The organism is Acidiphilium sp. (genome assembly GCF_049977125.1).
In the GTDB taxonomy this organism is placed as follows: Bacteria; Pseudomonadota; Alphaproteobacteria; order Acetobacterales; family Acetobacteraceae; genus Acidiphilium.
This window is the reverse complement of sequence record NZ_JBMFGY010000097.1, coordinates 1-11,708: the sequence shown is the minus strand read 5'-3', so window position 1 is coordinate 11,708 and position 11,708 is coordinate 1. Positions and strand designations below refer to the sequence as shown.

Genomic DNA, 11,708 nt, shown 5'->3' with positions numbered 1-11,708 from the left:
CGGTCCCGGCAATCATTATTTCATCCCCAACCCCAAGAGCTTCAAAAATCGATGAGGTGCGGCACCGGCTTTCGCACGCCCAAATCGTTACGATTCAGCAACGAAAAAGCCTAACGGAAAGGACAATCCCTTTCTCTCATCCGTTTTCCCGCCCGCCGCGCCCGCAATCCGGCTCAGAAACCCAGTACCACCGCCGTCAAATTGTCATTGCCATGCCGCGCCAAGGCCGCCGCCACCAGCAATTCGGTCGGTGGCACGCCTTCGGGCGATCCCAGCAGCGCCGCGATCTCGCTTTCCGGCACAATCTTGCTCAACCCGTCCGAACACAGCAAAAACCGGTCTCCCGGCCGCGCATCCCCGATCACCTTATCGAGTTCGAACCCCTCCTGGTCCGCGCCCACCGCCCGCGTGATCACATTGGCCTGCGGATGATGTTCCGCCGCCACCGCGCTCAACCGCCCTTCATCGACCAGATCCTGCACCAGCGAATGATCCCGCGTGATCTGGGTCAGCGATCCCTCGCGCAGCAGATACGCCCGCGAATCCCCGGCCCACAAACAAGCGAAATGAAAATCCCGCAAAATGAGCACCACCACGGTCGAGGCGATCACCGTGCCCGGCCCGCGCAGCGCGGCCTCATGCAGCAACGCCCGATGCGTCTCGTCCACCGCCGCCCGCACCCGGGGCAGCAGTTCCGCCGCGGTCAATCCCCCCTCCAGCCGATCGAGCGCCGCCATGATCATCCCCGACGCCAACGCCCCGGACTGATGCCCGCCCGCCCCATCCGCCACCGCCCACAACCCCAGATCAGGCCGGCACAGATACGCATCCTCGTTATGCTTGCGCACCATCCCCACATGGGTCTGCGCCCATGTCTTCACCCGCGGAATCACGGCGCCGTCCCCCGATCGCTCAAAAATCCCGCGAATATCGCCGGATCGGGCAACCCCTCGCACGCCACTTGCCCGGCCTCCCGGCGCGGCGCCCCCGCGGTCCACCAAACGCCCGCCGCCGGCGGCGTCCACGCGTCAGGCGCAATCGCCCGCAACCGCAACGCCAGATGATCCGGCGTCATCTCACCCATCGCCGCCCCGGTCACAGCATCAAACCCCGCCGCCTCGGCGGCGTCAAACCAGCCCGGCCCGGCCTGCTCCGCCTCGATCGCGATCACCAAGGGAAAACACCGCTCGACCTTGTCCATGCTCGGCATCCACACGCCGCCGAATCGCGTGGTGCCAATCACGCTGAAAAACCGCCAGACCGGCGCCTCCATCCAGCAATCGATCCATGCCGAACCCAGCGCCGCCTGGCTCGCCACCAGACACGCCCGCATCCACTGATCCAGCGCATCGACCACGAAGGAGGCCAATCCCCCGCCGATAAAATCGCCCCGCGACGGCAGCTTGCCATAGAACCCCGCGCTCATCCGCCCAGACTCGGACAGCGAAAATCGGTCAGCACCCCCGGCGCGAACGGGTTGAAAATCGACCCCGCCTCGATCGTGAACGAGGCGCTCTCGCCCCCCTGGTCGAAGGTCAGCCGATACCGCGCCGATCCCCCGTCCGCCGTCAGACGGCCCTGATTGAACAACCGGAACACCGCCCACGGCCCGCTCGCCTGCACCGTGACCGGCATGCCCCCCGCCGCCGCCGGCGTGATGATCAATCGCGCCGATTGCATGCCATCCGCCCCCGGCCAGGTCACCGAGGTCGGCACCGTCGGCCCATGGGCGTAGCTGATCGTCACCCCGCCGAGTTGCAGCGTCACCTGCGCCGCACTGGCCGAGAGCGCGTCAGGCGTGATGGTGAACTGCACGCTCGGCGTCGCCGAGCCGATAAAGAACATCTGCTGGATTTCCTGCGCCCGCTGGAATTCCGCCACCGCCCCCTGGCTGACCGGCGGCGTCACCCCGTTGACCGGCTGCACGCGCCAGACCGGCCCGGTCATGTTCACGAACGGCCGCACCTGGGTATTGAAAAAACTGTCCAACGCCCCGCCCGGCGCGAACAGATGCGAAAAATCGGCAAGCGGAATACCCGCGCTGGCGCTGCTGTCGAACGGATAATGCCCGCTCACCGCCTTCTGGCACAGCGGCGCCGCCCCACCCGGCGCATTGAACGCCGCCGCCGCCGCCGCCGCCGCCGAGCCGCCCCGCAGCGTATCCGCGGTCCCGGTGATGCCAGCGAGCCAGCGCCGCACCGGCTCCGGGTCATGCTGCGCCTCGCCGGCCAGCAGCGCCGCCGCATCGCCCCCAGCACCCGGTGCCGCCGGTCCCGCCGCGCCCGGCGCGGTTGCCGCCAGGGTCGCGAGCTGCTGTTGCACCTGATCGATCAATTGCAGCGTCAGGCTGATCGGTGCGCCCACCCCGCCGTTCCCGACATAGGTCCGCAACGGCGCGAACGCCTGGTCGATCGCCGCACCTGGCTTCGGCTCAGCCGCCGCACCCGGCCCCAGCAACCCCTTCAACCGCGCGGTCGCCGCGCTCAGCGCCGCAGCATGGGGGATGCGGGCGGCCACGGCGGCGCCCTTCGGCGGTTTCGGTGCCTCGGTCAAGGTGAGTTGCCGCGCCATTGATTCAAGCAACGTCTTCATCGGCGATTGCGGCGAACCGAGCACATACAGCGCCTGCACCGCCTGTCCCGCACTCCCCAAAGGCGCCAAATTGAGATCATCGATCATCGCGCGCCAATGCGCCTCGTAGTCACGCTCATAAAGCGCGATCACGTCGCTCTCCAGCGACTGCAACTGCGGCGACCCCGGATCGACCCGCGCCGACCGCCCCAGCACCCAGCTTTCGCGCGCCACATCCTGTGAGGCATGGGTCAGCGCCGGCAGCAGCACGGAATAGAAGCCGCGCTTGGTGAAAAATCCCGGAATGCCATCGGTCAGCGGCTGACCCGTCGCGTTGGTGAACAACGAAATCCCCGCCGCGCCCAGCGCCGCCGCAGGCGTCCATGCCGGCATCCGCGCCGCCGCCTCGGAATCCCGGATTCGCGAATACACCCGCTCAGCGATCGGCACCCGGGAGAACGTCGCCCGCGCCGTCGCGATCAACCCGCCATCCAGCGGCACGTCGGGCAGTGGCCGGGCCAGCAGCGCGACCAGATTGTCCATCAACTCCGACCGCAGATCGGTCTGCCCGATGCCGGGATACAGGCGCTGCCAATCGAGCTTCATCCACGCCTCGACCAGCGGCGCATCGAGCGGCCCCTGATTGCCGAGCATCAGATAGACACGGGTGGCCTGATACAGATAATCCGGCCGATCGAGCCCGCCACGCATCTCGGCCTCGAGTTGCAGCACCAGCCGCGGCAGCAGCGCGAAATCGAGCGTATCGCGATAGAGGGTGGCGGTGGCCGCCCGGATCGAGCGGGCCTGATTGAGCCCGAGCCCGACAAAACCGCTGTCCGGTCGGGCATGCGCCAAGGCGCGGGCCTGTTGCAGCAAGGGCGCGATCCGCGCCAGGTTGGCGCTGGCGACCGGGTCGAGTTTCAGCGTTGCGGCAATTTTCTGCTCGGCCGCAAGTGCTTGTGTCGCCTGGGCGATGGCGTGTGCATTGTTGCCCCGGCTGATCAGCAGCCCCGCGAGCAGGCCGATCAGCACCACGCCGACCGCCGCGAACCCGCCGATCCGCAAGGCAACGCGCCGGCGTGCGAGGCTGCGATCGGCCGAGCCGAGCATCGCTTCGCCGAAGATCACGTCCTTGAGCAACCGCCCCAGGAAATACGAACGCCCCGATTGCGGCCGCAGGCTCGGCGCCCGCCGCTGATCGATGCCGAAGCTGCGCGCCAGCGCCCCGGTCAGCCGGTCGATCGGCGTGCCCTCCTGGGTGCCGGAACAGAAATACGCGCCCCGCAGCCAGGGCGCGGGATCGAGCGTCGAGCCGGCGAACGCCTCGGTCAGGAACGCCCCGACCGGTGCCTGCAGACTGGCGAACTGGAGCGGGAAGCCTTCGATCATCGCGCGCCGGTCGGGGCTGCGTTCGGCGGCCAGCCGGTCGATCACCCGGTCTTCGAGCCGCGTGACCAGGGCTTTGAACGATGTCACGAACCCGCCCACCGCGCCGCCCGGCCCGCGTTCGTTCGGGAAGGTGATCCCCCAGACCTGCGAACGCCCGACCGTGTCCAGATCGTCGAAAAACTCGCTGAACCCGGCGATCAGGTCGGATTTGGTGAACAGCGCATAGACCGGCACGGTGACGCCGAGCCGGTTGGTGATGTCCTTGATCCGCGCCCGGATGGCGCGGGCATGGGCGGCGAGCGCCGCTGCGTCACCGCCCGCGATGTCCGACAGCGCGATCGCCACGATCACGCCGTTGAGCGGCTGGCGCGGCCGTGTCCGTTTCAGCAGATCCAGAAACCCGTGCCAGCCGGCCTGATCGACCGCAACGGCGGAATCCTGCGTGGTATAGCGCCCGGCGGTGTCGATCATCACCGCCTGATCGGTGAACCACCAGTCGCAATAGCGCGTGCCGCCGACGCCGGCGACCGCGCCTTGCCCCAGCTCGGCGGCGAGCGGAAAATTCAGCCCGGCGTTGAGCAGTGCCGTGGTCTTGCCGGCACCCGGCGGCCCGATGATCACGTACCAGGGCTGCTCATACAAAAACCCCCGTGTCCCGCGCGCCTTGGCCAGAATCGCCAGCGCCTTCTTCAGCTTCGCCGCGAGTGCCGCGACCTCTTCGGCCCGCGCCCCGGCCTCAGGGTCGGGCGGGGCGGTTGTGATGGCATTTTCGACCGCCGCCGCCCGCTGGCGGGCGCGACGATCGAGCCAGAGATTGATCCCCAGCCACAGCAGCACGAACAGCGCAACGATTGCCGCCCGGGGGATGACCCCCGCCAGCGGTGGCCAGAACGGTGCGAAAAACCAGATGAGCGCCGCGAGGATCGCGACGCCGAGTCCGCTCAGGCCCCAGCGGACAAGGTGACGGCTCATGGTGAGGCACTCCGGATCAGAACGATCTCGATCCGACGGTTCAGGGCGCGACCGGCGGCGGTGGCATTGCTCGCGATCGGGTCGGCCGATCCCCGGCCTTCGGCGGTCAGCCGGCTCTGATCGCCGATTGAACGATCCAGCACCGCGGCCGCCGCGCGGGCGCGATCCTGCGAGAGCGCGAGGTTGTTGGGGAATTGCAGCGTGTGGATCGGCTGGCTGTCGGTATAGCCGATCACCTGCACCTGGCCACGTTCCCGGGCCAGCGCCTGGCCGATCTTGTTCAGCAGCGGCAGGGCTTGCGCCTGCACCGAGGCGCTGCCGGAATTGAACAGACCGGTATTGTTGATCCGCACGACCGGCGCGTTGATGGTACCCAGCACGCTCACCTCACCCCTGGCGATTTCGGGTGCCAGAAACCCGCGTAACCGGTCGAGCACGGTGGGAGAGGGTGCCACCGGCGGTGGTGGCGGCGTGGTCGGTCCGGCGCGCAGCAGGGTGGGCATGCGCGAGGGGATTGCCGCGACCGCATGATCGTACAGAGCACCGGACGATCCGGCGAGGGAATAATCGAATCCGGCATACACGAGCGCCAGAACCCCCAGCGCCGCCGCCGCCGCGACCCAGACCGGCAGCGCCGCCCGGCGCGGCCGGTAGGGCGCCGCCACCCCTTGCCATTGCGGCGAGAGGGTCGCATCGCCCGGTGGCCGGGCCCGGCGGATGGTCGCATAGATCTCCTCGCGCAGACGGTCGATCTCGGCCGGTCCGCGCGGGCTGAGCCGGTAGCGACCCATGTAGCCGAGCGAGAGACAGACATACATGAGTTCCAGCACCTGCAGGAAATTGCCGGGGTTCTGGCGAATCTGCGTGAGAATGTCGAAAAACCGCTCGCCGGACCGGACCTCCTGATGAAAAGTCGAGACCAGCGAGCGCTGTGCCCAGGCGCCCTGGCTGCCCCAGGGGGTCGCCAGCACCACGTCGTCGAGACTGGCGCACAGCGCATAATGGGCTGGTCGCAATTGCTCGACCGGGACATTGGCCTGCCGCCCGGCGATTTCAAAATCGCGCATCGCCCGCGCCGTCCGCTCGCGCAGATCGCCGGAATCGGGCGGTTGCAGCGTGTTGCGCAGCCGGGCGAGCAATTGCAGCAGGGGGGCGGCGGCGGCGAGGAGCGGCGTTGAACCGAAGGTGAGGGTTTCGGCCCCGCCGGCCGGTGGTGGTGGCGGCGGTTCATACCCCCCGCCGCCACCCGGCGGCGACGGCGGTGGTGGTGGAGGGGGTCGTCTGCCGCCCGGCGCCGGACGAATGATCGTGCGGTCGCTGTCGTCGGGTTCGGCAAACGGATTGTCGCTCATCCGCGAATCGCCCAGAGTTCGAGTTTCAGCCCCGGAAATTCCCCCGACACATGCAGCGCGAAGGCACCGGAATTCTGCATCTGTTGCCAATGCGGACTGCCGCGATCAAGCTCGAAATAGCTCGCCCCGGCATAGAACGGGATCTGGCGCGGGGCGACCGGCAGGGGACGCACCGAAATGCCCGGCAGTGCGACGTTGACCAATTCCCTGATCTGCTCGACCGCGCCGATTTTCACCTGGGCCGGAAACAGCCGCCGCAGGGTTTCGCCCGGCACATCCGCCTGCACCGTGAGCACGAAATTCGAGGCCCGCAGGATCGAGCGATCGTTGATCGGGCCGACATGGACGCCGTGCCGGCGCTCCTGCAACGGGATCGCGATCGCGTTCTGTTCGATCACCGCCGAGAGCGAGCGGCGCAGATCGGCCACCACCGGAGCGAAGCTGCGTTGCAGATCCTCGTGGCGATAGCCCGGATAGGTGTTGGGCCGGCGGGTTCCCTCGATGAAGGTGGCGAATTCGGCGGCCATTTCGACGAAGGCGGCATAGAGCGTTTCGGGATGAATCACCGCCGCATCCGCCCAGTGCTGCAAAAGGGCCTGCCAGCGGTTGATCGCCTGGAGCAACATGAAATCCTGCACCTCGGCGACGCCTCGGGTGCCAGGCGCGTTCAGCCGCGCGGCGAGCGCCTCGCCGCGCTGGTGGATCATGCCGGAAAACTCGGTGATCAGCCCGGCGAGCGGCGCCGCCGCGTGGCAGACCAGCGCCGGCGGAATCCAGCGATCATCGAGCGTAACCCGCTTGTCGGCCGAGACCTCGATGATCCGCGCCATCGGCAGGCACAGGAATCCGGCCCGGTCCTCGGTATCGAGCATGTAACGCAGCCGGAGCCGGCCGATCAGCACCTCGGCCGGTTCGGGGGAGGCGGAATGGGTATCATACGCCTCGAACCGGCCGGCGTTGTAGCGCCCTTCGGTGCTGCCATCGGCCGCCGCGATCTCGGCCGCTCCCGGTTGACGGACCGGCAAGGCCAGATGCATCAGGACATTCCGCGTCCCTTCCGGCACATCGAACGGGGCGGGGTGATCGGCTTCGCCGGGCAGGGCGAAGGGCGTGCCGTCCTCGAAGACGCCGGCGGCCTCGGCCAGGGCGAACCGCCCGGTGCCGAGCAGGTCGCGGTTGATCGTGGCGTGGGTGATGCCCCAGGGATAGGGCACCAGCGCGGCGATCCGCCCGCGCAACAGCGCATCCAGCCAGCGATCCTGCTGCTGGAAATGCTGCGAGCGGAGAAACATCCCCTCCTGCCAGACGACCCGGTTGGTCCAACTCATCGTTGATCAGCCTTTGTGAGCGTTGGGTGCGAGTTTGGCCGCCAAACCGTTGATCCGCAAGGTCAGCACATTCGGCTGGTGCGGAGTCAATGGGGTCAGGACCCGCCACTGCGCCTGATTGATCGACTGGAACAACACGATCACGCCGAGCGACTGCGCCGCGTCCGGCAGTCGCTGATCGACATGCGCCGTTGCCCCGGGGGCGACGATGACCTGATCGGACGGTCCGGCGAGATCGGGGCCGAGCACGCCGGTGGCGTTGGCCATCAGCGAGTAGGGATCGGCGGCGGTGAATTTGCCCGATGCGGCCAGGGGAAATATCCGCACCGCGACCGGCTCGGCGGTGCCGGCCGGATCGGGGTTCTGGTCAGCGCCGCCGACGATGGTCAAGGCGAGTGTCGCCGGCGGGCGGGGGGGTGGCGCGCCGCCGCACGATGCCAGCAGCAACGGCACCACCAGGACCGACCATCGCCCTATCATGGATCGCGCGCCTCCGCTTCAGACAAGGCCCGTTCATAGGCACGTGCGAAAGCTTTGCCAAATACGCTGTCGAAATCATCGGTCATGGCCCTGGTGATCTCGCCGTGCAGCGCCTCGAACGCATCGAAGGCGCGGGCCTTGCGTTGCGCCGGAATCATGGCGCGGCCCTGTTCACCCTCGCTTCGCAGCGCCGCCGGATCGAATCGGGCGAGCAAGGCGCGCACGGCGGCCTGCATCGCGCCCACCACGGCGATTTCGTGCAGCCGGATGTCACGCAGCGCATCGCTGACCGCGGCCTCCGCCTCCATATCGGTGCGCCGTCCGATACCGAGCAGGGCGGCCATTGCATCGTCGTCATCGGCGGAGAATTTGAGCGGGTTGTTGCCCTTGGCGCGGATCATGGTCTGTTCGATCCGGAATTCTCCCTTGATGGTGGCGCGTGCGATCATGCTTTGGCGCAACCCGCCGACCATGGCGCGGAACGCGCCGCCCAGCCGGCGCATCACCTCCGCCGGATCGCCGGCGGGTGGCTGATCGGCCATGCCGGCGGCGGCAAGGAACACCTCCAGCAGATCGTTCCGGGGCCGGGTCGGCGATGGCGCGGGCATCGGTTCGGGTTTCGGTGCGAGCGGTTCCGAAGGCGAACTCGGCCGCGGCGGTGGGGTGGACGCGACCAGCGGGGGGGCTGCGGGCTGGAGGGGTGGGGCCATGATATCCCAGTCATCCGGCAGCAGTTTCGGGGCGATCGGCGGTGGGCGGAATGCGTCCTGATGGGCGGGGGTATGGTCGGCCACCGGAGCGGCGAACAGCGACTCATCGGCACCCAGCGGGTCGAAATCATGAGGTAGCGCGATCGAATTGCCGTTGCCGAACCAATTGTCCGACCCCGTTGGGGGCGGTGGACCCGATGCGGCCGAAGGGTGCGCGAACGGATCATCGGCGCCGGACTCATACCGCCGGGTCGGCGCGAAACCCGGCACCGGTTGCAGCCGGGCTTCGATTTCATAGGCGCCGAGCCTGATCCGGTCGCCATCCGCGAGCGTGTGGATCGCGCCGGCGCCGAGGGGGGCGGTATCGCGATTGATATAGGTGCCGTTGGTGCTGGTATCGGCGATCTGCCAGGTGCCGCCGCGCCAGGCGATGACGCAATGGCGTTTGGAAAGCACGCGTTCGGCGTCGGTCAGGACCCAGTCGTTGTCGGGGCCGCGTCCGATCCGGAACTCGCCACCCTCGAGGCGGCGGGTTTCGGGCGGGGCGGCATCGGGGCAGCGCAGCACGCTCAGGATCAGGGTCATGAGGTAGTTTCAGGCACGAGACGTCCTGCTCCGCCCTCGGCGATGTCGCGCGCCGAGCCCAGAAATCGTTCGAGTCGCACCAGCCGCATGGCCGGATCGCCGCGTACCGAGGACAGGACGACAGCACCTGCCACCGCGACTCCGGTGAGATGCGGGGCCGGTGGGTTGGGGGGCATGTCCGCGCCGGCGATGCTGGGTCCGGACCAGAACGCGGCCACCGCCGTCCAGGCTTCCGGACTTTGAAACCCGACCTGCTCGGCCAGGGCCATGGCGGTGCGCCTTGCGTCCTCGGTCTGGGTCCGTACCCAGGTTTCGGCGGCGATTCGGGCGGCGCGATCGGCTTCGGCCAAGTCATCGGGTGTGGTGTAGGAGGCACACATCGCGGCCCACCATACCGCCTCGCGCTTGGGCAGCGCATGGGCGAAGCAGCGCGCCGCCTCGATCAGAAAGCCGCCGCCGGCCAGGATCGCGATCATGGCGGAGACGCTGGGCGCATCGGCCACCGCACTGCGCGCCTGGGGGCCAAGCGTGGCGCGCTGGGCGACCTCGTCACGGTCGGCGGCGAAGAGTTTTTCCATCGTTGCGGCGCTCATGGCTCAATTCACCTTGATTATAGCCGCTTTGAGGATCTGTAGAACCTCACCCTTGTGTTGGGCGATCTTGCCGCTGGTCTCGAGCAGGGCGCCGGCTTCGAGCTTGATCATCAATGATTTCATCGTGATTCCGGTGTGATCCATGACGATCGAACTGTCTCCCACTTTGAGCGTGATCGAGGTATCGGATTCATAGAGGACCGCCTTGGTGACCTTGACGGTCTGGGTGCCCTGGATGGTGATGGCTTCATTTTTCTTGACGGTGACGGTGCGGTTGGCATCGATCGTCATGGTCTGGTCGTTCTCGACCTCGATGACGTGGTCCTTCTGGGCGTGGAAGAGCATGACCTCCGAGCCCATGGTGTCGTCGAACGAGATCTCGTTGTAATCGGCGGCGCCGCCGCCCTTGGTGGAGCGGGAGCGGAAGCCGCTCTTGTTTTTCTGCGCGGCCGGGAAAATGGGCGTGTTGGTGGAATTGTAGAGCGCGCCGACCGCGACCGGGCGGTCGATATCGCCTTCGAGGAAAGTGACCGCGACCTCCTGGCCGATGCGCGGGATGAACTGCGCGCCCCAGCCGCCGCCGGACCAGGGCTGGACGACGCGGAGCCAGAAACTGCCCGAAGGCGTGGTTTCGTTGCGATGATCCCACGGAAACTGGACTTTGATGCGGCCGAGATCGTCGGTGTAAATTTCCTCGCCGGGCGGGCCGATGACGGTGGCGGAGTAGAACCCGGCCAGGGCGGGTTTGCCCAGCGGCATGGGTTGCCACGGGGTTTTTGACTTGATCGCGGTGAGCGAGACGGTGATGCCGGGGTCGCGCGAGCCGTTCATGGCGCCGCCGTGATCGGCGATGGCGATGGCGACCGAGGTGAGGATGTATTCGGTGGCGCCGCCATCGGCGGTGGGGTCGCCGGTCAGGGTGATGATGCCGCCGGCGTAAAGATCGGGGATGGTGGCGGTGCCGGTGAAGGCGCGGGCGCGGACTTCATGGGCCTGCATGTGGCGCTTGGCGATTGTCGAGGCGGTGCCGGGGTCGGGTGCGAAGCTGGGCCAGTGATAATGCGAGCGCGCGGCGGTTCCGCTCGATGTCATGATCGTGGGTTCGTCGCCCGCGATTTTGGTGGCGGCGGTGGTCGGGTTGTAGTCGCCCATGTCGGAGGTGCCGATTGTGGTGGCATCGGCGCGTTGCCAGGAGTGGATGCCGGCTTCGATGGCGCTTTGCGAGGCGAACATGACCGGTGAGGCCGGCAGGGTTTTGAACGCGGCGTTGGAATCGCCGATCACGAGGGTGTGGGCGACGTTGCTGTGTTCGAAGAAATAGAAGAGACCATCTTCGGCGAGGATGCGGTTGATGAAGCCGAGATAGGTTTCGTTGAACATGACCGTGTAGGGTCGCGTCGGCGGGGGGGTGGTGATCCGGTAGTCGACGTCGGTGACGCTGAATTCGGAGAGGATTTTCTGTACGATGTCGAGAGAAGAGAGGTTTTCGTAGAAGCGGCAGTCGCTGGTTTGGTCGAGGAAATGGAGTTTGGGAACGATGACAATTTCGTAATCCCAGTAGGATTGGTCGGCGAGCAGGGTGGAACCGGTGGAGGTGGAGGGCATCTGGGTGATGCTGAGCACGAGGCCGTTGAGATAACAGAGATGCGGGCCGCCCTGGGCGATGGTGATGGTGACGGGTTGGTGAAGGAGTTGGTCGACCTGGATGATGGAGAGGCCGGTGCGGAG

At 67.3% G+C, this 11,708-nt stretch carries 9 protein-coding genes; all 9 read right to left on the bottom strand.

What is annotated here, in order from left to right; all coding sequences use genetic code 11:
• Positions 1 to 173 precede the first annotated feature (173 nt).
• Entirely contained in the window at positions 174 to 893 is a 720-nt protein-coding gene (locus ACP5E6_RS13155; protein WP_427954720.1) for a PP2C family protein-serine/threonine phosphatase, read from the bottom strand.
• Positions 890 to 1,426 carry a type VI secretion system-associated protein TagF gene (gene tagF / locus ACP5E6_RS13150; RefSeq protein WP_427954718.1) on the bottom strand — a complete coding sequence of 179 codons (537 nt, stop codon included), beginning with the start codon at positions 1,424 to 1,426 and terminating at the stop codon, positions 890 to 892. The genes ACP5E6_RS13155 and tagF overlap by 4 nt, the downstream gene beginning before the upstream one ends.
• Entirely contained in the window at positions 1,423 to 4,932 is a 3,510-nt protein-coding gene (gene tssM / locus ACP5E6_RS13145) for a type VI secretion system membrane subunit TssM (protein WP_427954717.1), read from the bottom strand. Before tssM ends, tagF begins: the two co-directional genes overlap by 4 nt.
• On the bottom strand, positions 4,929 to 6,284 hold the full coding sequence (gene icmH / locus ACP5E6_RS13140; protein WP_427954716.1) for a type IVB secretion system protein IcmH/DotU: 1,356 nt from the start codon (positions 6,282 to 6,284) through the stop codon (positions 4,929 to 4,931). The genes tssM and icmH overlap by 4 nt, the downstream gene beginning before the upstream one ends.
• On the bottom strand, positions 6,281 to 7,612 hold the full coding sequence (gene tssK, locus ACP5E6_RS13135) for a type VI secretion system baseplate subunit TssK (protein ID WP_427954715.1): 1,332 nt from the start codon (positions 7,610 to 7,612) through the stop codon (positions 6,281 to 6,283). The genes icmH and tssK overlap by 4 nt, the downstream gene beginning before the upstream one ends.
• 6 nt (positions 7,613 to 7,618) lie before the next feature.
• A complete protein-coding gene (gene tssJ / locus ACP5E6_RS13130; protein WP_427954714.1) occupies positions 7,619 to 8,092 on the bottom strand; it encodes a type VI secretion system lipoprotein TssJ in 474 nt (157 codons plus the stop codon).
• Positions 8,089 to 9,387: a type VI secretion system-associated FHA domain protein TagH gene (gene tagH / locus ACP5E6_RS13125; RefSeq protein WP_427954712.1), complete on the bottom strand. Its 1,299-nt coding sequence runs from the start codon at positions 9,385 to 9,387 to the stop codon at positions 8,089 to 8,091. Before tagH ends, tssJ begins: the two co-directional genes overlap by 4 nt.
• Positions 9,384 to 9,980 carry a DUF6931 family protein gene (locus ACP5E6_RS13120; RefSeq protein WP_427954711.1) on the bottom strand — a complete coding sequence of 199 codons (597 nt, stop codon included), beginning with the start codon at positions 9,978 to 9,980 and terminating at the stop codon, positions 9,384 to 9,386. The genes tagH and ACP5E6_RS13120 overlap by 4 nt, the downstream gene beginning before the upstream one ends.
• 3 nt (positions 9,981 to 9,983) lie before the next feature.
• On the bottom strand, positions 9,984 to 11,708 hold a 1,725-nt coding region (locus tag ACP5E6_RS13115), incomplete at its 5' end, for a type VI secretion system Vgr family protein (protein ID WP_427954709.1).